The organism is Acinetobacter sp. YH12156 (assembly GCF_013418235.1).
Classification (GTDB): Bacteria; Pseudomonadota; Gammaproteobacteria; order Pseudomonadales; family Moraxellaceae; genus Acinetobacter; species Acinetobacter pseudolwoffii.
This window is the reverse complement of the sequence record NZ_VPCL01000001.1, coordinates 109,904-130,439: the sequence shown is the minus strand read 5'-3', so window position 1 is coordinate 130,439 and position 20,536 is coordinate 109,904. Positions and strand designations below refer to the sequence as shown.

Genomic DNA, 20,536 nt, shown 5'->3' with positions numbered 1-20,536 from the left:
TCTTTCGCTTTTTCTTAATAGTTTCTCTTCAACTTTTTTTAATGATAAAAAAGTTGAAGAATTCACCAATCTCAAAAACTAAACAATACTTAAGCTATTTCCTTTAAGTTCAACTCTTCACGCATAAATTCACGCAATTTAAACTTCTGCGCCTTACCGGAAGCTGTCATCGGGAACTCATGGAAGAAACGCACATAGCGCGGCACTTTATTGTGTGAGATATGCTCGGCACAATACTGGCGAATAGTTTCTTCAGTACACGGATCGTTTTCATGCAAAATGATGCAGGCACAGAGTTCTTCACCATACTTATGATCTGGCACACCAATCACCTGAACATCTGAAACCGCAGGATGGGTATAAAGGAAGTCTTCAATTTCTTTGGGGAACAGGTTTTCACCGCCACGAATGACGACATCCTTGATTCTCCCCTTGATTTTGACAAAGCCTTCATCATCCATTTCAGCAATATCACCCGTATGCATCCAGCGCGCATTATCAATTACTTCTGCAGTTTTATCCTGATCTTCCCAATAACCGAGCATCACCGAATAACCACGCACACAGAGTTCACCGAGTTGTCCGCGCGGCACCACCTTGCCATCTTCATCGACAATTTTCACTTCCAGATGCGGATGTACCCGGCCGACTGTCGTAACACGCTGTTCAATAGAGTCTGCGGTAGAGCTTTGCGCACTGACCGGTGCGGTTTCAGTCATGCCATAACAGATGGTAATGTCTGACATATGCATCCGGTCAATCACACGCTGCATAATTTCCTGTGGACATGGACTGCCGGCCATAATACCGGTACGCAAACTGCTCAGATCAAATTCATCAAACTGTTCATGCTCAAGAATGGCAATAAACATGGTCGGCACCCCATAAGCCGCCGTACATTTTTCTTGTTGAATGGCTTTGAGAGTTTCCAGAGGATTGAAAACGGCAGATGGATAAATCATGGCTGAACCATGGGTAATACAGGCCAGATTTCCCATCACCATACCAAAGCAGTGGAACAGTGGTACCGAAATACAAACCCGATCTTCTGGACTTAAATGAATGGCTTCACCGACAAAATAGCCATTATTTAAAATATTGTTATGGGTCAACATAGTACCTTTCGGATTCCCGGTCGTCCCTGAAGTAAATTGAATATTGATGGTTTCATCAAACTGCAATTCACTCGAAACTTGCTGCAATTTTTCTAAGGCGTTTGCGCTCGGTTCCACCAATAAGTCCTGAAAACGATGTAGACCCGGATGTTCCTGTTCATCAATTTTAATCACATGCTTCAAATGCGGCAGACGCTCTGCATTGAGTAATTTACTTTCAGTCTGCATTAGCTCAGGAGCAATTTTAGTCAGAATTTCCTGATAGTCAGTGGTTTTAAACTGCGCTGCAATCACCAGTCCCTTACAGGAGACCTTGTTTAAGACATATTCCAGTTCATTACTTTTATAAGCTGGATTCAAATTCACCAGAATAATCCCGGCCTTAAATGCAGCAAACTGGGTAATGGTCCATTCCACACAGTTCGGCGACCAGATGGCCAGACGGTCACCTTTTTTCAGGCCCAGTTTTTGCAAACTACAGGCAAAAGCATTCACTTGCTGCTGCAACTGCTGATAGCTCAGACGCACATTCTGGTGCAAGCTGACGATTGCATCAGAATGTGCATACTGTTCGCATGCCTGATCAAATTTTTCGCCAATTGTCATGCCCAATAAGGGTTGGCTGCTTGTTCCGTAGGCATAGCTTAACCGTACTTGTGTCATTGAATCGATCTCCTTGATTCTTTGTAATTCTGATTTTCAACTCTATTAATTGTTTTTGACCACGACAACCCTGTCTTCCTGCCTGTTTTTTGTGTTTTATGCTCCTGCTACTCCCTCCTGTCGACGTACTGCGTTGACACAAAAATCGGCAATCTGTTTGACAAAGTGATCCTTATAATTTTGATCAAACCTGATATTCCGAGATGGATTCAAAGGTTCAATTACCACAAAGGTCATGGAACCAACCACACCCAGCGCTGCGGTATTTAAATCTTCAAATTCAAACTCGCCATTGACTTTTCCTTCAGCCAAAATTTCCTTAATGCTTTGCTTGATTAGCTGTTTACTGTGAAAACGCTCATGTTCCATTTCCGGATCGACCGGTTCGAACATCAGCGAATACGCCAACTGTGGGCTGTTCATGGCTCGCTTCACAAAAGTTGTAACAGATTTTTGCAATTTCTGTTTTGGCGATAAATCCGAGGCAGCAATGTGATTTAAAATCTCAATCTCAAGCCGAATTGCTTCTGACAAAACCTGAATCAAAATCTGATTCTTGTTTTCGAAATATCGATATACCAAGCCTGTAGAAACGCCTGCACGTTCTGCAATCGCCTGAATCGACGCCTCTTTAAAGCCCCCTTGAGTAATCAGCTCACGAGCAGATTGCAAGATCGCCAAGCGATTTTGCTCCATTCGTTCCTGCATCAATGATGATCTTTTATAACTCATAAAATTAATCTCAACAAGATAAAATGAATTGTAAATCATTTTGTGAATATTGATTCACTTTTTTAAATTTTCGATGTATGTTAAATAACAAGCACAACAAAAATGCTTTTTTGGATACAACAAATAGAACCACAGGATGGATGAACAATGAATTTACAAAGCTTGGATTTCGGTTTGGACGAAACACTTATTGCACTTCGTGATTCAGTGGCTGCATTTTGCGCCAAGGAAATTGCTCCAATTGCTCAACAAGTGGACCGTGACAATGAATTCCCTGCTCACCTTTGGAAAAAATTTGGCGAGATGGGCCTGCTCGGTCTGACGGTCAGTGAGGAATATGGCGGTTCAAATTTCGGTTATCTGGCGCACATCATTGCCATGCAGGAAATTTCCCGTGCTTCAGCATCGATTGGTTTGTCCTATGGCGCACATTCTAACCTATGTGTAAACCAGATTAAGCGTAATGGCAGTGAAGAACAGAAACAGCGCTATCTGCCCAAACTGGTATCTGGTGATTATGTCGGTGCATTGGCCATGTCCGAACCCAATGCCGGATCCGATGTGGTCAGCATGAAACTCAAAGCGGAAGACAAAGGTGATCATTACCTGCTGAATGGTTCGAAAATGTGGATCACCAATGGCGGCGATGCCGATGTACTGGTGGTCTACGCAAAAACCGATTTACAAGCCGGTGCCAAAGGCATGACCGCTTTTCTGGTTGAAAAAAATATGCCGGGGTTTAGTCACGGTACGCACCTAGACAAACTCGGCATGCGTGGCTCAAACACTTATCCACTATTTTTTGACAATGTCGCAGTGCCAAAAGAAAACGTGCTCGGCGGTGTCGGCAATGGCACCAAAGTGCTGATGAGCGGTCTGGACTATGAACGTGCTGTTTTAAGTGCAGGCCCACTCGGCATTATGGATGCCTGTATGGATACCGTGATTCCGTATATTCATGATCGTAAACAGTTTGGTCAGGCGCTGGGTGAATTCCAGTTGATGCAGGGCAAAATTGCTGACATGTATTCCACCTGGCTGGCCTGTAAAGCCCTGGTCTATGCAGTTGGCGCAGAATGTGACAAGGCAGAGCATAGCCGTAGCCTGCGTAAAGATGCCGCCAGTGCGATTTTATATGCAGCTGAAAAAGCCACCTGGATGGCGGGCGAAACCATTCAAACCTTGGGTGGCAACGGTTATATCAACGAGTTTGCTGCGGGACGTCTATGGCGCGATGCCAAACTGTATGAAATTGGCGCAGGCACCTCAGAAATTCGCCGCATGCTGATTGGCCGCGAACTGTTTAATGAAACTGCCTAAAAAATAAATCACAAGAATAGACAAGGATGTTCGGCATGAATCAATTAAAGAGCAAAATTAATATTCGCAGCGACGAATTTAAAAACAACCAGACGGCGATGCAAAATCTGGTCGAAGACCTGAAACAGAAAGTCCAAAAAATTGCCTTGGGTGGGGGTGAAACTGCCCGTCAAAAACATTTGGATCGCGGTAAATTACTAGCCAGAGAACGTATTGATCATCTGATTGATCCTGGCACGGCATTTATTGAAATTGGACAACTGGCTGCCTATCAGGTCTATCAGGACGATGTGCCTGCTGCGGGCGTGGTCGCTGGCGTTGGTCAGGTCAATGGCGTAACCTGCATGATCATTGCCAATGATGCGACTGTTAAAGGGGGCACTTATTATCCACTGACCGTAAAAAAACATTTGCGTGCTCAGGAAATTGCCGAGCAGAATCATTTGACCTGTATTTATCTGGTCGATTCTGGCGGTGCCTATTTGCCGCTACAAGATGAAGTCTTCCCGGATCGTGATCACTTCGGACGTATTTTCTATAATCAGGCGCGTATGTCGAGCCAAGGCATTGCCCAGATTGCCGTGGTAATGGGCAGTTGTACGGCGGGTGGTGCCTATGTGCCTGCCATGTCGGATGAAACTATTATTGTACGCAATCAGGGAACCATTTTCCTCGGTGGCCCGCCACTGGTCAAAGCTGCAACCGGTGAAGTTGTTTCCAGTGAAGACCTTGGTGGTGGTGATGTGCATACCCGCCTCTCCGGTGTAGCCGATCATCTGGCTGAAAATGACCAGCATGCCCTGGAAATTGCCCGCAATATTGTGGCCAATTTAAATAAAAAACCAAATCCGTTGCCTGAACATGTGGAAGCGCCTTTGTTTGATGCTTCAGAGCTATACGGTATCGTGCCAACAGATTCGCGTAAACCTTTTGATGTCCGTGAAGTGATTGCCCGGATTGTCGATGGTTCGCGTTTTGATGAATTCAAGGCTCGATTTGGTACTACCTTGATTACCGGATTTGCCAGCCTATACGGTATGCCAGTCGGGATTATTGCCAATAACGGCATTCTGTTTTCCGAGTCAGCACAAAAAGGTGCACATTTTATTGAGCTGTGCTGTCAGCGCAATATTCCCCTGCTATTTATCCAGAATATCACTGGCTTTATGGTTGGCCGCCAGTATGAAAATGAAGGCATTGCCAAAAATGGCGCCAAACTGGTGATGGCTGTGGCCAATGCCAATGTGCCTAAACTGACCATGGTGATTGGCGGCTCATTTGGTGCCGGCAACTATGGTATGTGTGGCCGCGCGTATTCACCACGCTTTATGTGGACTTGGCCAAACTCACGTATTTCAGTGATGGGCGGTGAACAGGCCTCCAGCGTATTGTCGACCTTAAAACGTGATCAGATTGAAGTCAAAGGCGCTAACTGGTCTGCGGAAGAAGAAGATCAGTTTAAACAGCCAATTCGTGATCAGTACGAACGCCAAGGTCATCCTTATTATGCCTCTGCACGTTTATGGGATGACGGTGTCATTGACCCTGCCCAATCTCGTGAAGTGTTAGGTCTTAGTTTAGCTGCGGCACTGAATGCGCCAATCCAGCCGACCAAGTTTGGCGTGTTCCGCATGTAAGAGGTGAAAAAAATGACATATCAATTTTTACAGCTCGAACAGCAAAATCAAGTGGCAACGGTTTGGATTAATCGCGCTGAACTGCACAATGCCTTTAATACTCAGGTCATTGAAGAATTGTATCGCTGCTTCCAGTCTTTAAATAGCCGTGATGATGTGCGTGTGGTGATTCTGGCAGGGCGCGGCAAGAGCTTTTCGGCCGGTGCCGATTTGAACTGGATGAAACAGGCCGGTCAGGCTTCTCAAGCAGACAACGAAGCAGATGCATTAAAACTGGCGAAAATGCTGCAAAGCCTAGCGACTTTAAAGCAGCCAACCATCGCCCGGGTGCATGGCATTGCTTTTGGCGGTGGTATGGGTCTGGCATCAGCTTGTGATATTTGCGTGGCCAGCACCGATGCCAAGTTTGCCACCTCTGAAGTACGCCTAGGTCTGGCACCTTCGACCATCAGCCCGTATGTGATTCGTGCGATTGGTGCGCGTCAGGCTTCACGTTATTTCCTGACCGCCGAGCGAATTTCTGCGGAACAGGCCAAAACCATTGGACTGGCGCATGAAGTCACTCCACCGGAACAGCTCGACAGCAAAATTGATGAAATTGTGGAAGCCCTGTTACTCGGTGGCCCTGCTGCACAAAATTCCTCAAAACAACTGATTCAACTGGTCGACCAACAGGTTTTGACCGAAGATTTACTTCTTAAAACAGCACAGCATATTGCCCATATTCGCCAGGGAGATGAGGCGAAAAATGGACTGAATGCATTTTTAAACAAACAAAGCCCGGCCTGGATCAAGACCACGGCATAACAACAAGAAGGATGCTACGATGTTTGAAAAGATTTTAATTGCCAACCGTGGTGAAATTGCCTGCCGTGTGATTCGTACAGCAAAAAAACTCGGTATTGCCACCGTTGCCGTATACTCCGATGCCGATGCACAGGCACAGCATGTCAAACTGGCGGATGAAGCGATCTATATTGGTGAATCGCCAGCAGCACAAAGCTATTTACAGATCGAACGTATTATTCAGGCGGCCAAAAACACCGGTGCGCAAGCAATTCACCCAGGTTATGGCTTTTTGTCGGAAAATGACCAGTTTGCCCTGGCCTGTCAGGACAATAATATTGTCTTTATTGGCCCGCCTGTCGATGCCATTTTGGCGATGGGTCTCAAAGCCACCTCTAAAGCGTTGATGGAAAAAGCTGGTGTGCCTTTAACCCCGGGCTATCACGGTAGCAATCAGGATGCCGACTTCCTGAAACAGCAGGCTGACAGCATCGGCTATCCGGTGCTAATCAAAGCCAGTGCTGGCGGTGGCGGTAAAGGCATGCGTCTGGTCGAGCGCAGTGAAGATTTTCTGAGTTCGCTGGCTTCATGTAAAAGCGAAGCGCGTTCCAGTTTTGGCAATGAAGATGTGCTAATTGAACGCTATGTGATTCAGCCACGTCATATTGAAGTACAGGTTTTTGGCGATACCCACGGCAATTATGTGCATTTATTTGAACGTGATTGCTCGGTACAACGTCGTCATCAAAAAGTCCTTGAAGAAGCGCCTGCACCAAAAATGCCAGAAGACAAACTTGAAGCGATGCGCCAGGCCGCGATTGATGCCGCACGTGCGGTCGATTATGTCGGTGCCGGTACGGTAGAGTTTATCGTCGAGCAAGATGGTACTGCCTATTTCATGGAAATGAATACCCGTTTGCAGGTTGAGCACCCGGTCACTGAAATGATTACAGGTCAGGATCTGGTGGAATGGCAACTGCGCGTAGCTTTTGGTGAGCCTTTACCCAAACAGCAGCATGAATTACAGATCCACGGGCATGCACTGGAAGCACGTGTCTATGCCGAAGAACCAGAGAAAGGCTTTATTCCTGCGATTGGCCAGATCAGCTATTTACACTATCCAGAGCAAAATGACTGTGTACGTGTGGATAGTGGCATTGTCGAAGGTGATGAAATCAGCACCTATTATGATCCAATGATTGCCAAACTGATTGTCTGGGGCAAAAACCGCGAAGCTGCTTTAACGCAAATGCATCATGCCCTGGGCCATTTCCATGTGGATGGCTTGGGCAATAATATTGCATTCCTCGACCGTTTGGTGCTATGTGATTCGTTTAAAAATGCCCATCTGGATACCGGCCTGATTCAACGTGAAGAAGAGTTCTTATTAAAACCTTCGACTGAGATCAATGCTGAACTGATCGTTAGTGCTGCATTCATCGAATTATTATCACGCCAAGCTCAAAACCCGGTTGCGAATAACTCAGTCTGGCAACAACACGCTTTCTGGCGCCTGAATCAGCAAAATGCATATACAGTGCAATTACAACGCAATGGCATTATGCTTAAAGTTCAGTTCAGTACGCAAGAGCAAGGTTTTATCGCCACTTATAATGGTCAGCAGATTCAGCTACAAGGTCAGTTGATTGATGCACATACTTTAGCTTTGCAACTGGCAGGCAAACAGCAAAAACTGGCCTTTAGCCAGACTGAACATGGCATTACCCTGTTTCAGAATGGTCAGACACATAAATTCGAGTCTATCCAGCCGGATTATGATCAGCATGATGATCAAGGGACAGAAAACAACCTCACTGCACCAATGCCAGGTGTGATCACGCAAGTACTGGTCGCTGCCAATGACAAGGTCAAAAAAGACGATGTCTTGATGACGCTGGAAGCGATGAAAATTGAATACTCGATTCGTGCACCACATGACGGCATCATCGCCAGTTCATATTTCCAGAAAGGTGATCAGGTCAAAGCCGGTGATGAACTGCTTGAGTTCCAGCCACTGACGGAGGATGTTGCATGACCGAATTTGTCAAAATTGTAGAAGTCGGGCCACGCGATGGCCTGCAAAATGAAAAAACGCCATTAACGCTGGATGATCGGAAAAATCTGATTCTGGATCTGATGAAAACCGGTTTACAGGCGATTGAAGTCGGTTCCTGTGTTTCAGCCAAATGGGTGCCACAAATGGCAGACAGCGATCAGCTGTTTGCCGGCTTGCCCAAAGACCCAAATATTCAGTTCAGTTTACTCACCCCAAACCTGAAGGGCTTTGAAGCAGCGCTGGCGGTGGGTTGCAAGGAAGTTGCGGTCTTTACCGCAGCGTCCGAAAGCTTTACCCGCAAAAATATCAACTGCTCGATTGATGAAAGCTTGGAGAAGTTTGCCGATGTGATGGCGGCCGCCAAAGCCAATGATATTCGGGTACGCGGTTATGTGTCCTGTATGGTGGACTGCCCTTATGAAGGTGCGATTGATCCGAAACAGGTGGTCAAAGTCACCCAACGTTTGCTGGATATGGGCTGCTATGAAGTGTCGTTGGGTGAAACCATTGGTACAGCCACACCGGATCGGGTGCAAAAAGTCTGGGATGCTTGCCTGGCTCAGATCGATACCAAGGTTTTGGCAGGTCATTTCCATAATACCTATGGCATGGCCATCGCCAATATTTACCAGTCGCTGTTACAAGGCATCCGGGTATTTGATTCATCCATTGCCGGTCTGGGTGGCTGTCCTTATGCCAAGGGTGCTTCAGGCAATGTTTCAACTGAAGACCTGTATTACCTGCTCTCGAATATGGGCTTTGAAACCGGTATTCAACTGGATGCCCTGATGCAGGCCAGCCGTAATATCAGTGAGGTGTTGCAGCGCAATAATCCCTCCAATTATGCCAATGCCTATTGGCAAAAAGCCTGTGCCTAACAATAGCAATACCCGGACACGATACAAGTCCTCAAGGATATACATCAGTAGTTTCCTGACCAAAAAGGAATCTGCAAGACAAGAATAAATCGAGGTAAAAAATGTCAAATAAAGTTTATGACAGTGCAGAGGCCGCTTTAGACGGCGTGGTTCAGAATGGACATACACTGGCAGTCGGAGGTTTTGGTTTATGCGGTATTCCGGAAGCATTGATTGCCGCATTGAAACAGACTGGTGCCAAAAATCTGACCTGTATTTCCAACAATGCCGGAGTCGATGGTTTTGGTTTGGGCGTTTTACTGGAAACCAAACAGATTCAAAAAATGATTTCATCTTATGTCGGCGAAAATAAAGAATTCGAACGTCAATACCTGAGTGGCGAACTGGAAGTCGAACTGACCCCACAAGGCACCTTGGCGGAGAAATTACGTGCTGGCGGTGCCGGTATTCCGGCTTTTTATACCGCCACCGGTGTCGGAACCGTGATTGCTGAAGGCAAGGATGTACGTGAGTTTAATGGCAAGTCTTATATTCTGGAAGAATCCTTGACTGCCGATATCGCCTTGGTCAAAGCCTATAAGGCCGATAAAGCAGGTAATCTGATTTTCCGTAAAACTGCACAAAACTTTAATCCGGTCTGTGCCATGGCCGGCAAAGTCACCGTGGCTGAAGTAGAAGAAATTGTCGAGATTGGTGCGCTGGATCCCGATGACATTCATCTGCCCGGTATTTATGTGAACCGGATAGTCCTAAATACTCAACCGGAAAAACGTATTGAACAGATGACCTTAAAGGCGGAGGCTTGATCATGGCTTGGACACGTAATCAAATGGCGCAGCGCGCGGCACAAGAGCTTGAAGATGGTTTCTATGTCAATTTAGGGATTGGCCTGCCTACGCTAGTCGCGAATTATATTCCGGAAAATATCAATGTCTGGCTGCAATCGGAAAATGGCTTGCTCGGTATTGGCGAATTTCCAACGGCTGAAACCGTCGATGCCGACCTGATCAATGCCGGTAAACAGACCGTGACTGCCCGTAAGGGCGCTTCTTTCTTTTCCAGTGCCGATTCCTTTGCCATGATCCGTGGCGGTCATGTCAATATCGCCATTTTAGGTGCCATGGAAGTGTCCGAAACTGGCGATCTGGCCAACTGGATGATTCCGGGCAAAAAAGTCAAAGGTATGGGCGGTGCCATGGATCTGGTCGCAGGGGTACAAAAAGTCGTGGTGTTGATGGAACACTGCGCCAAAGATGGCACGCCTAAAGTTGTTGCGCAATGTAGTCTGCCCCTTACCGGACAGGCTGTGGTCAACCGGATCATTACCGATTTAGGTGTGCTGGATGTCACTCCAGATGGTATTCAACTTGTTGAGCTGGCACCAGAGGTCAGTTTTGAGGAGATTCAGAAAGTCACGGGTGTGGCTTTACAAAAAATAGCAGCTTGATTTTCCCGGCCCTTAAAATGAAAAATTTTAAGGGTTTCTTTTCGACCAAAGAAAACTCTAATTTTAAAAATGAATGCAGAATAAATGAATTTTAATCATGCAAACAGAACAAAATATCTTACAACGCTTCGCCCTGCGCGTCAGTGACTGGTCAGAAAAATGGTTTCCCGATTCTTATATTTTTGCCCTGCTCGGTGTCATCATTGTCGCAATTGCCGCTATCGGAATTGGCGCGCCGGCACAGGACGTTGCCATTTCCTTTGGTGACGGGTTCTGGAGCCTGATTCCCTTTACCTTGCAGATGTGCATGCTGATCGTGGTCGGTTATGTGGTTTCGGTTTCAAAACCAATGCAGCTTCTGATCCGAAAAATGGCATGTCTGCCCCATTCAGGGCGTGGTGCGATTGTATTGGTCGCGACAGTCAGCCTGCTCATTTCCCTGATTAACTGGGCCATGAGCACAGTTCTAACTGCATTACTCGTGATTGCACTGGCACAACGTAAAGAACTTAATATGGATTACCGCGCTGCAGCCGCAGCAGCGATTATCGGGATGGGAGCCACCTGGGCACTCGGCATCAGTTCCTCTGCTGCACAATTACAGGCCAATAAAAGCAGCCTGCCTGAACCGATTTACAATCTGACCGGTGTCATTCCATTTACCGAAACGATTTTCCTGCCGCAATCCATGATCATGACGGCGGTTCTAATTATTGCCTCGATTGCCATTGCCTACTGGTCAGCGCCGAAAGGCAGTCATATTAAAACCATTGAACATTTTCCGGTTCAGATTGAAGAAGGAAAACCGGAAGAATCTTCATCAAAACGTCCGGGCGACTGGCTGGAAAACTCACCTATTTTAAGTATTCTGATTGTGGTGCTAGGTGCTGTATGGATGTTTAACGAATTTTCCGAAAGCAATCCTATTCTGGCCATCTCCAGTTTAAATACCTATAACTTTATCTTCCTGATTTTGGGTGTCGCACTACATGGCACACCACGGAATTTTCTCAATGCCGTTTCCAAGGCTGTGCCAGCAATTTCGGGTGTGCTGATCCAGTTTCCTTTATATGGCAGCATTGCCTTTATGATGACCAATGCGCTGAATTCTGCCGATCTGTCCCTATCACACTATATTGCCGAATTTTTCGTTTCGATTGCTTCACAGGAAACCTTTGCTATCGTGATGGGTCTCTATTCGGCAATCCTGGGTTTCTTCATTCCTTCCGGTGGAGGTAAATGGATTATTGAAGCCCCTTATGTAATGCAGGCTGCGCATGATCTGAAAGTTCATCTGGGCTGGTCAGTGCAGATTTATAATGCTGCCGAAGCCTTGCCTAATCTGATCAATCCTTTCTTTATGTTGCCGATGCTGGGCATCCTGAAGTTAAAGGCCAAAGATGTGATCGGTTTTACCGTGACCCAACTGGTTTTTCATATCCCGCTGGTGCTGTTTTTACTCTGGTTCCTCGGCCGAACTTTGACCTATAGTCCACCGGTCTTTTCTTAATTTAAGCCATATAAAAAGGACGAATCATTCGTCCTTTTTCATCTGGAAAATTATTTCAGCTGGCTTTCTTTTCTACAACACCCTCGCTATCCACTTCACGCACAATACCTGTTTCAGTATTAACCACTTCAAAAGCTACGCGGCGGTTCTGAAACTGTCCCGCAGATGTTGCATTTGGTTCAACAGGCTGGTCTTCTCCCACGCCTACAGCTTGCAACTGAGCAGGATCAACACCCTTTTCAATCAGATAACCCACAATTGCTTGCGCGCGTTGCACAGACAGCACTTTATTCTCGGCCTCACTTCCTTGCGCATCGGTATGTCCTTTGACTTTAAGAATGACATGCGGTGCACGCTGCAATAATGCAGCAGCCTGATCCAGTACCGATTTATTCACTTCCGGTACGGCAGTCGATGCGCTATCAAAATTAATAATCTGCAAATTCAGTGCAGTCGCAACATCTAAGGCCTGAACATGATCAGTTTTGATACTCGCCAATGCTTGTTCTGCATCGCTATTGGCAGCCTGAATCGCCTCACTCCTATTGACCGGCTGTTGAGTCACAACAGTGACATTTTTGGCCAGATTACGAATTTGTGTTGCCAGACGTTCTGCTTCTGCATTACTCGCTGCACGTATAGCAACCTGATTACCAATCCAGTCCAGTGAGACATTTGGCATGCCTTGAATCAGTTTCAAAACGGAAGGAATGCTATCCTGATCAATAAATTCCGAATGATAAACCTCACTGCTGAGCGCGCCACAACCAATATTATAATTAAAGATCTGTTTAATCTCGGTTTGCAAAATTTGCATATACTGGGGATTATTCAGCTGTAACTGACAACTGATAATTTCACCATTAGTGCCGGTACTCAACTGTAAAGAAGCGGGTTGGGCTGCAGCAACTGCACGGGTCGTTTGGGGGTTTGCCAAATCCTCAGCATCATCCTGCATACAGCTACGAACAAAAAACAGGATTAAAGCTGCCAGAATCAGAAAAATAATAAACGGCCATAAAAAGCCGGTTTTTTTCTGCTGCTGTACCACAACAGCATGTTCTGGTTCTAGTTCAGGCGCCTGATTCAAATGCTGCCCCGCCAATGGAGAAACACCTAATGCCGCTAAAATCGATCCGGCCCAAACAGGTAATGCACGCTGGATCGAGTCGGCGTGGGTTTCCAGCAAATGACTAATCGCTTCTGGACTTGAAGCACCGGCTTCGGTCTGTAAAAAATTGAGGGTCGGTACAATGGCCCGATTCAGGGTCTGCTCTATTTGATCTTGTGGCGCGCTCTGATCAAGTTGATCCAGAAACTGCTGCTTGAGTGCCGAATTTCCATTAAACAGTTCATGGATTTTTGGATTGAGTTGCTGGCTTAAACTTTCAATCCATGCAGGACGTGCACGCAATATACTTAAGAATATGGGATAGAACTGACTCAGTGCCTGATCTTTGGCAAATAGATGTTCGGTTTCACCTTGTAGCACAATCGCTGTAACATCGCTTTTTAAGCGTTCCATCAGATCTACATTCATATTGTCACCATTCTTTTGATTTTTCTAATGTTTAATATTCAATCAGTGTAACGATGCCAGTTTTTTGAAAATGTAAATAATTGTATGAATATCATAAAGTTTCACTGTTTTTGTTGAGTACTCATTTTACTGACACAGAATTCAAAAAACAAAAAAGCCAGCCGAAGCTGACTTTTATAAAAGCTGGATCTATTAAGCGACGAAAGTTTTTAAAACTTTAGCTCGCACTTTTTGATTGATCAGCGGGGTATTTTTACCTTGAGACACGATGCTTTCTTTGTTCAGCGTCCATTCTAGCTCTGGATCTACCAGCACCCAACCCGCCTCGTCTGCCCAGCGATCTGCCATTTGTGCAACACGTGCCGGAGCCAAAGTCACTTTTTCTACCCATTCCAGTGGTGTAAACAAACCTTCATTGACCAGTTGAATCCCAAAAGGTACATAAGTATCAAAAGCGCTAAAGCCAGGCTGGGTTTCAGCAAATGGTGCCATTTTCGCAGAGCTGCTCAGCGGTTCATGATGGGTACAAATCGCATCAATCACCCCAGATTTTACTCCTTGGCGTAGCAATTCTTTGTCTTGTTCAGCACGCAGTGGCGGACGTACATGTGCCAGCGAATTAAAACCGTCAATTAAGGCATCGGTCAGATGTAATTGGTGCATGGCCACATCACAGGTGACAGGCAAGCCTTTTTCTTTGGCAATCCGGATTAGCTCTACTGACGCACCACAAGATAATAAACCGAAATGCGCACGAACTTTGGTCACTTCAATCATTAACAGGTATTTGGCAATTGCCACGGTTTCAGCAAGTGCTGGAATCATCGGCAAGCCTTGACGCGAGGCAATAAAGCCTTCATGTACACAGCCATCTTTGGCAATTTGCGGCTCTTCTGCATAGAACACCACAGTCAGATCTAAACCTGCAGCATATTCCAGGGTACGTAGTACCACGTCATCATTGACAAAAGGCGCACTGGCATTGGACACCGCAGTACATCCGCCTTTTTTCAAGCCGGCCATATTGGCAGGTTGCTGGCCTTGCAAGCCTTGGGTTTGAGCACCAATCACTTCAAGATAGATACCACCGTCCAGCATGGCTTTCTCAACCAGACCATGAATCAGTGCGCCATTGTCCTGCACGATCGGCTTTGAATCTGGTGGCGTAAACACGTGCAAAATCCCATTTTCACGTGCTGCTTTACCTTCAGATTTTAAAGTGCCATGTTGCTGCTGACCCGGTTCACGTAAACGTGCACACAGATCGACCATGGTGGGCATCAACCATTTGCCCTGACCATCAATGGTTTCAGAGACAGCAGCCGTTTCCGCAACGAACTTACCATTTTCCAGATACACGGTCTGAACAGAATCAGTGTTTTGGATCGGATCGAGCACACGAACATTTTCAATTTTTACAATAGTCATGACTTATTCCTTAACCCGCAATCGCTGCAATCAAACCCTGTTCCTGAAGCTGGCCTTGCATTGACAAAGCCAACACCGCCATACGTACCGCAATACCATTGGTCACCTGATTCAGAATCACCGACTGCGGTCCATCGGCAATACTGGAGTCAATCTCCACCCCACGGTTCATTGGACCCGGATGCATCACGATACAATCCGGTTTTGCCATCGCTAAACGTTCTTTGTTCAGGCCATACATCTTGTAGAATTCAGCTTGCGATGCCAGTGCCGGAGAATCAATCCGCTCATTTTGAATACGCAGGGTAATGATCACGTCGCAATCTTTGATGCCATCTTCCATGTTGTTAAATAGACGAATACCATCACCATATTCTTCAAAACCGTATGGCAGCAAGGTATTTGGTGCAATCACCCGAATATCTTCGCAGCCTAAGGTTTGCAAGGCAGCTACATCTGAACGCGCGACACGTGAATGTTTGATATCACCAATAATGGCAATCGACATCTCTTCAAATTTTTTATGGGTTTCCCGGCGAATGGTGAGCATGTCCAGCATCGCCTGGGTTGGATGCGCATGACGGCCATCACCGGCATTAATAATCGCCACTGTTGGGCAGACATCTTTGGCAATAAAATGCGCCGCACCTGAAGATGAATGACGCACCACGAAAATATCGGCGGCCATCGCTTCAAGGTTCCATAAGGTGTCACGCAAGGTTTCACCTTTAGAGGTACTCGAACGGGCAATATCGATATTCAGAACGTTGGCAGAAAGGCGCTTGGCAGCGGCTTCAAAAGTAGTGCGGGTACGGGTAGAGTTCTCGAAAAACAGGTTCATCACCGTTTTGCCTTCCAGCAAATTATTGGTAATGAGCTGATTTTGGTCATTAAAAAAGGACTGCGCAGTGTCCAATATTTTTGTCAGGGTTTCTTTGGAAAGACCTTCGATGGTCAAGAAGTGTTTTAGATTACCTTCTTTATTGAGTTGAATCTGGCTCGGTGTATGCAATGCCGCCAAGTGCATGAGAGATTCCTTATGCGTTAAGTCAACATATTATACAGAGATTGGCCAGTCTGAGTAGTTGGCAATGTGACTACTTGTACAAAAACCACCTCGATAATAAAAATAGAAATTGAAATTCCTATGTATTTTTTCAATAAGATAATTTAACCATTTTCCATCCTGCTGACTTTCAGTACAAAATTATGGGTGCTTCAGTCTGGCACATTCACACCCATCGTTTTATCGCAGCGCACCGATATAATGATGTGCAACCTGTGCACGGTAGATATCGTCCTGATCGGGTTCAACCGAGACCAATTTCTCCTGCTGTGGCAGATGTGCAGATTTTTCAAACTGTTGCTGCCGAACCACAGGCAGATCCCAAACCTGTTTTAAACGCTCGATTAAACGCTGCAACTCTGGATCTTGGGTCTGTTCTACCAGTTCAATCACATGCCGTGCATAGTCCAGATTTTCTGCCAGATAAAGCGCATCCACGACCCGGCCTGACACGCGTCTCAAACGTGTATAAATTAAAGTGGCCACTGAAAAAACGTCATGGTTGCGTAACTGATTCTCTAACATTTTAACCCCCATTATAAAATTGAAAAATCAGGCAGCCATCGCTCTCCTCCGACTGACTGCCTGATTTGCTGTGTATAGAGCAAAATGCGTACCAGTTCATCAATTTATCATGTGAATATTATTTTTCACGCGTACACGGCAAGGCCTTTCAGAGAATTTAAAAAGCTTTCAATATAAAAATACGGTAAACTTGGCGCAGTTTTTTATTTATCTTTTTTGGTCTCTCTATTATATGAATACCTCTCCACGTTTAAGCAATTATTGGGTCACCTGTGCCGATGGTCTGGAAACCTTATTAGAAGAAGAACTACAAGGCTTAGGTGTTCAGAATATTGAGCGTTTTCCCGGTCGTTTAATCTTTAAAGGCAGTCTGGAAAATGCTTATCGGATTTGCATGTGGTCACGTCTGGCTTCACGTGTGCTCATGCCGATCCATACCCATGAAATTGAATTTTCTCACGATGCCCGTGATGTGGCAGAAGAGCTATATGAAGGTGCAATCAGCTTTGACTGGTCGCTCATTTTTGCACCACAAAGTACCTTTGCGATTCGCTTGCATGTCGAGCGTGACATCAAGGTCAATACCCAGTTCGCAACTTTGCGTGCCAAAGATGGTGTCGTAGATTCCTTCATGGAAGCTGTGGGTAAACGCCCAAGTATCGATACCAAACAGCCAGAAATTACCATGTATATTCTGGCTGGGAAGAAAGAACATACCTATTGTCTGGACTTGTCCGGCGACTCATTACATAAACGTGGTTATCGCCACTTTATGACCGATGCACCGATCAAGGAAAATCTGGCTGCTGCGATTTTGCAAAAAGGTCAGCTTAAACAGATTAATCCGGACATCATTGTCGATCCAATGTGTGGTTCAGGTACCTTTATCATTGAATCACTGATGATCCTGACCGACCGTGCGCCGGGTCTGGTGCGTCGTTTCGGTTTTAATGGCTGGAATGGCCATGACCATGAACTCTGGATGGGCATTAAAGCTGAAGCAGCTGAACGCCACCAAGCGGCAATGGAAAATCCATTACCGCAATTCTATGCCTTCGATGCAGACTGGGAAGCTGTAAAAGCGACACGTCAAAATATCATCGCGGCAGGTTTTGAAGCTGCTCTCGACAATATCATGATCGAAGAGCGTACTTTAAATGACTGGCCGGATTTTCAGGCTGAAGGCAAGAAAGTCTTCTTCGTAACCAACCCGCCTTATGGTGAGCGTCTCGGTGATAAAGCGCAGAACCGTTCTTTATATCTTGGTTTATCGGCTTTACTGCAAAAGAATTTTCCGAATCAAAAAGCGGCGGTGATTGCCTCTCAAGTCGAACAGGCTGACGTGCTGGCCTTTAATGATCCGCAAATCCTGCGTTTGATGAATGGTAAATTGCCGATCTATATCCGCTTTGGTACGGTTAAACCTGCGGCTGTGGTGCGTCCGTTTCTGGAAGGTTGGCAGCCGCAACAATTCGAACCAATCGAAGGTGCGATGGAGTTTGCCAACCGTCTGACCAAAAATATGCAAGCCCTGAAAAAATGGGCAGTCAAAGAAGGCGTACACTGTTTACGTCTGTATGATGCCGATTTACCAGACTTTAATGTCGCGGTGGATCTGTATGGTGAGCGCCTGCATGTGCAAGAATATGCTCCACCTAAAACGATTGACCCTGAAAAAGCCAAGAAACGCTTTAACCTGGCACTGCAAGCCATTCGCGCTGTGACCGGTCTGGGCCGTGATGCGATCTTTATCAAGACCCGCGCACGTCAGGAAGGTAAAAACCAGTACACCAAACAAAGTACCGCATCGAAGCGTTTTATCGTACAGGAAGGTAAGGCCAAGATTCTGGTTAACCTGACCGATTATCTGGATACCGGTCTGTTCCTGGATCATCGTCAAATGCGTTTGCGTATTGCCCGTGAGGCCAAAGGCAAACACTTCCTGAACCTCTACAGCTATACCTCTACGGCGAGCCTACATGCTGCCTTGGGTGGTGCTGCAAGTACCACCAGTGTCGATCTTTCCAATACCTATTTGAACTGGTCGAAGGAAAACTTCGTGCTAAACGGTCTGACTGTAGATCACGCCGATGAACAACATCAGTTCTTTGCATCTGACTGTTTTGAATGGCTCAAAGAAGGTCATGAGCAATATGAGCTGATCTTTATTGATCCACCCACTTTCTCAAACTCGAAAAAATTCTACGGGACGTTTGACGTACAGCGCGACCATCTATCCTTGCTTAAACGCGCCATGAACCGTTTAACCAGCGATGGTACCCTGTACTTCTCGAACAACTATCGTGGTTTCGAGATGGATGAAGAAATTCTGGCGTTCTATGATGTCGAAGAAATTACTCAAGAAACCATTGGGCCTGATTTCAAGCGTAACCAGAAGATTCACCGTGCCTGGAAAATCGGCCATCCTAAAGTGTAATCACTGGTATTAGATTGTGATAAAACAAAAGCCTGTTCAGTTGAACAGGCTTTTTCTTCTTAGATTCGCTGTTAAAAAGCGACTTACAACTTATTGTGCAGTTAAGAACTTCTTTTCACCATACAGATAATGCATGGATAGTTTAAACACATCACCATCTCGCTGAATTTGCTGATTAGCTTGCATCGCACTCAGCATTTGCTCCAGCTCTTGATCGGACATATTTTTACCTGCGGCACGCATATAATGATGAGTGAAGGTTTTTACTACCTGTTTATTGAAACTGATATTGGTTTGCACTTCTAACAGATTTGGGAACATTTTTGCCAAGCTTTCCAAGGTGGTTTGATGGCCTGGCATTACTTTTCCGACTAAATCTGCCTGAATACTGCCTGTGCCTAACTTTAACTGATTCTGCTTCGATTCAAACTTGAAGCCATCATTAATCACCGCCAGCATGGCTTGTATCGCATCTTTTTCAAAATTTCCTGCTTCCAGACAAGAGTTATTTTGCTTTTGCAGAATATCAAATAATATCTGCATTTTTTGACGCTGTAAGTCTTTGAGCTCCCAATTGAGTTCTAAGTCTTGCATCGCAGGGACATTATTTAAGCCCATTTCGGCAATTTTAAATTTTGATTGAACATCTACTGTACGCTCATGCAGTTGGGTATCCATACGCCAGCTCAGGTCTTTCAGTTGTCCTGAGCCTTCTGCCTTAGCATCCTGGCGCTGCATTTTGACAATATTGAACTCGAAATAACCCGGTTCTAAATACTGCGCATTCAGAGCCTGATTGGTTTTAAAATGCACACCCTTGAGTTGTGTATTTCCAGACTGATCACGAATAGACAATTCTGGCACATCAAAACTCATATTTAAAATTTTATGTTGTCCCTGACTCTGTTTTGCCTGAAACTTGATCTGTATAGGGTCAATTCTGGTATATAAACCTGCTTCTTTTTTTTCGATGACAGGGGTTTGTAATTGTGTGGTCGATACACCCAACCAGTTGACTTGCGTCGTCACTTTTAAAGGTTGCTGAAAAAATTCAGCATATTCGCCCTGTCCTTGTGCTAAATCGAGTTGAGAATGAATGGTATAGCCTTTCCAGGTACGCTGAATTTGGTCTTGACCATTAAATACTAATTTTTCTTTGGCATTACACGCGTCTGGCACAATGCTCATGCTCCACTTGGCCGTGCCTTGTAGAGCCCCCATAGCGTAGTCAGTATATTGCACACTAATGTTCGGCGCTGGTTTTAAATTTTGTTGATAATGCGCTTTCAAGCTCTTATCTGCATATAAATTACCCGTGCTCACAGCCCCCGCCAACACCACGACACCAATTCCACCCCATACTATTTTCGACATAGTTTTTGCTCAGAATTTATCT

The 20,536-nt window shown here is 45.6% G+C and carries 16 protein-coding genes; 9 read left to right on the top strand and 7 right to left on the bottom strand.

Annotation, left to right across the window (positions count from 1 at the left end; all coding sequences use genetic code 11):
• Positions 1 to 89: 89 nt before the first annotated feature.
• Both FTU87_RS00610 and FTU87_RS00605 read right to left on the bottom strand, forming a co-directional pair.
• Positions 90 to 1,778: an AMP-binding protein gene (locus tag FTU87_RS00610; protein WP_180096481.1), complete on the bottom strand. Its 1,689-nt coding sequence runs from the start codon at positions 1,776 to 1,778 to the stop codon at positions 90 to 92.
• Between the two features lie 96 nt (positions 1,779 to 1,874).
• Positions 1,875 to 2,510, bottom strand: a complete 636-nt coding sequence (locus tag FTU87_RS00605; protein WP_035337915.1) for a TetR/AcrR family transcriptional regulator — start codon at positions 2,508 to 2,510, stop codon at positions 1,875 to 1,877.
• Positions 2,511 to 2,657: 147 nt separating this feature from the next.
• Here FTU87_RS00605 and FTU87_RS00600 point away from each other — a divergent pair, with 147 nt between their 5' ends.
• The 8 genes from FTU87_RS00600 to FTU87_RS00565 all read left to right on the top strand — a co-directional run bounded on the left by FTU87_RS00600 (position 2,658) and on the right by FTU87_RS00565 (position 12,144).
• A complete protein-coding gene (locus FTU87_RS00600) occupies positions 2,658 to 3,830 on the top strand; it encodes an isovaleryl-CoA dehydrogenase (protein WP_005096545.1) in 1,173 nt (390 codons plus the stop codon).
• A 35-nt stretch (positions 3,831 to 3,865) separates the two neighbouring features.
• Positions 3,866 to 5,467 carry a carboxyl transferase domain-containing protein gene (locus FTU87_RS00595; protein WP_100535526.1) on the top strand — a complete coding sequence of 534 codons (1,602 nt, stop codon included), beginning with the start codon at positions 3,866 to 3,868 and terminating at the stop codon, positions 5,465 to 5,467.
• A 12-nt stretch (positions 5,468 to 5,479) separates the two neighbouring features.
• On the top strand, positions 5,480 to 6,274 hold the full coding sequence (locus FTU87_RS00590) for an enoyl-CoA hydratase/isomerase family protein (RefSeq protein WP_074382975.1): 795 nt from the start codon (positions 5,480 to 5,482) through the stop codon (positions 6,272 to 6,274).
• Positions 6,275 to 6,293: 19 nt separating this feature from the next.
• Positions 6,294 to 8,288: an acetyl/propionyl/methylcrotonyl-CoA carboxylase subunit alpha gene (locus FTU87_RS00585; protein ID WP_005096540.1), complete on the top strand. Its 1,995-nt coding sequence runs from the start codon at positions 6,294 to 6,296 to the stop codon at positions 8,286 to 8,288.
• On the top strand, positions 8,285 to 9,187 hold the full coding sequence (locus FTU87_RS00580; RefSeq protein ID WP_005171595.1) for a hydroxymethylglutaryl-CoA lyase: 903 nt from the start codon (positions 8,285 to 8,287) through the stop codon (positions 9,185 to 9,187). Before FTU87_RS00585 ends, FTU87_RS00580 begins: the two co-directional genes overlap by 4 nt.
• A gap of 101 nt (positions 9,188 to 9,288) precedes the next feature.
• A complete protein-coding gene (locus FTU87_RS00575) occupies positions 9,289 to 9,993 on the top strand; it encodes a CoA transferase subunit A (RefSeq protein ID WP_180096480.1) in 705 nt (234 codons plus the stop codon).
• A gap of 2 nt (positions 9,994 to 9,995) precedes the next feature.
• A complete protein-coding gene (locus FTU87_RS00570) occupies positions 9,996 to 10,634 on the top strand; it encodes a CoA transferase subunit B (RefSeq protein ID WP_100358076.1) in 639 nt (212 codons plus the stop codon).
• A 97-nt stretch (positions 10,635 to 10,731) separates the two neighbouring features.
• A complete protein-coding gene (locus FTU87_RS00565; protein ID WP_005096535.1) occupies positions 10,732 to 12,144 on the top strand; it encodes a short-chain fatty acid transporter in 1,413 nt (470 codons plus the stop codon).
• A 55-nt stretch (positions 12,145 to 12,199) separates the two neighbouring features.
• Here FTU87_RS00565 and FTU87_RS00560 read toward each other — a convergent pair whose 3' ends face one another.
• The 4 genes from FTU87_RS00560 to FTU87_RS00545 form a co-directional block, all read right to left on the bottom strand.
• Positions 12,200 to 13,684, bottom strand: a complete 1,485-nt coding sequence (locus FTU87_RS00560) for an OmpA family protein (RefSeq protein WP_180083112.1) — start codon at positions 13,682 to 13,684, stop codon at positions 12,200 to 12,202.
• Between the two features lie 192 nt (positions 13,685 to 13,876).
• On the bottom strand, positions 13,877 to 15,112 hold the full coding sequence (locus FTU87_RS00555; RefSeq protein WP_180096479.1) for a dihydroorotase: 1,236 nt from the start codon (positions 15,110 to 15,112) through the stop codon (positions 13,877 to 13,879).
• 10 nt (positions 15,113 to 15,122) lie between these two features.
• Positions 15,123 to 16,139, bottom strand: coding sequence for an aspartate carbamoyltransferase catalytic subunit (locus FTU87_RS00550; protein WP_005171612.1), 1,017 nt, complete (start codon positions 16,137 to 16,139; stop codon positions 15,123 to 15,125).
• A 219-nt stretch (positions 16,140 to 16,358) separates the two neighbouring features.
• Positions 16,359 to 16,703 carry a hypothetical protein gene (locus FTU87_RS00545; RefSeq protein ID WP_100535532.1) on the bottom strand — a complete coding sequence of 115 codons (345 nt, stop codon included), beginning with the start codon at positions 16,701 to 16,703 and terminating at the stop codon, positions 16,359 to 16,361.
• Positions 16,704 to 16,935: 232 nt separating this feature from the next.
• Between FTU87_RS00545 and rlmKL the strand changes: the two genes are divergently transcribed.
• Positions 16,936 to 19,140: a bifunctional 23S rRNA (guanine(2069)-N(7))-methyltransferase RlmK/23S rRNA (guanine(2445)-N(2))-methyltransferase RlmL gene (rlmKL, locus tag FTU87_RS00540; RefSeq protein ID WP_005096529.1), complete on the top strand. Its 2,205-nt coding sequence runs from the start codon at positions 16,936 to 16,938 to the stop codon at positions 19,138 to 19,140.
• A 90-nt stretch (positions 19,141 to 19,230) separates the two neighbouring features.
• On the opposite strand, the gene FTU87_RS00535 is transcribed toward rlmKL, so the two are convergent.
• Positions 19,231 to 20,514 (bottom strand): DUF945 family protein, encoded by a 1,284-nt coding sequence (locus tag FTU87_RS00535; protein WP_180096478.1) that lies wholly within the window; start codon positions 20,512 to 20,514, stop codon positions 19,231 to 19,233.
• Positions 20,515 to 20,536: the final 22 nt, after the last annotated feature.

What these genes read in the sequence shown, in the direction of transcription:
- FTU87_RS00555 (WP_180096479.1), bottom strand. Translation starts at nt 15,112, where the DNA reads ATGACTATTGTAAAAATTGAAAATGTTCGTGTGCTCGATCCGATCCAA.
- FTU87_RS00560 (WP_180083112.1), bottom strand. Translation starts at nt 13,684, where the DNA reads ATGAATGTAGATCTGATGGAACGCTTAAAAAGCGATGTTACAGCGATT.
- FTU87_RS00545 (WP_100535532.1), bottom strand. Translation starts at nt 16,703, where the DNA reads ATGTTAGAGAATCAGTTACGCAACCATGACGTTTTTTCAGTGGCCACT.
- FTU87_RS00565 (WP_005096535.1), top strand. Translation starts at nt 10,732, where the DNA reads ATGCAAACAGAACAAAATATCTTACAACGCTTCGCCCTGCGCGTCAGT.
- FTU87_RS00550 (WP_005171612.1), bottom strand. Translation starts at nt 16,139, where the DNA reads ATGCACTTGGCGGCATTGCATACACCGAGCCAGATTCAACTCAATAAA.
- FTU87_RS00590 (WP_074382975.1), top strand. Translation starts at nt 5,480, where the DNA reads ATGACATATCAATTTTTACAGCTCGAACAGCAAAATCAAGTGGCAACG.
- FTU87_RS00595 (WP_100535526.1), top strand. Translation starts at nt 3,866, where the DNA reads ATGAATCAATTAAAGAGCAAAATTAATATTCGCAGCGACGAATTTAAA.
- FTU87_RS00605 (WP_035337915.1), bottom strand. Translation starts at nt 2,510, where the DNA reads ATGAGTTATAAAAGATCATCATTGATGCAGGAACGAATGGAGCAAAAT.
- FTU87_RS00535 (WP_180096478.1), bottom strand. Translation starts at nt 20,514, where the DNA reads ATGTCGAAAATAGTATGGGGTGGAATTGGTGTCGTGGTGTTGGCGGGG.
- FTU87_RS00580 (WP_005171595.1), top strand. Translation starts at nt 8,285, where the DNA reads ATGACCGAATTTGTCAAAATTGTAGAAGTCGGGCCACGCGATGGCCTG.
- FTU87_RS00610 (WP_180096481.1), bottom strand. Translation starts at nt 1,778, where the DNA reads ATGACACAAGTACGGTTAAGCTATGCCTACGGAACAAGCAGCCAACCC.
- FTU87_RS00600 (WP_005096545.1), top strand. Translation starts at nt 2,658, where the DNA reads ATGAATTTACAAAGCTTGGATTTCGGTTTGGACGAAACACTTATTGCA.
- rlmKL (WP_005096529.1), top strand. Translation starts at nt 16,936, where the DNA reads ATGAATACCTCTCCACGTTTAAGCAATTATTGGGTCACCTGTGCCGAT.
- FTU87_RS00575 (WP_180096480.1), top strand. Translation starts at nt 9,289, where the DNA reads ATGTCAAATAAAGTTTATGACAGTGCAGAGGCCGCTTTAGACGGCGTG.
- FTU87_RS00585 (WP_005096540.1), top strand. Translation starts at nt 6,294, where the DNA reads ATGTTTGAAAAGATTTTAATTGCCAACCGTGGTGAAATTGCCTGCCGT.
- FTU87_RS00570 (WP_100358076.1), top strand. Translation starts at nt 9,996, where the DNA reads ATGGCTTGGACACGTAATCAAATGGCGCAGCGCGCGGCACAAGAGCTT.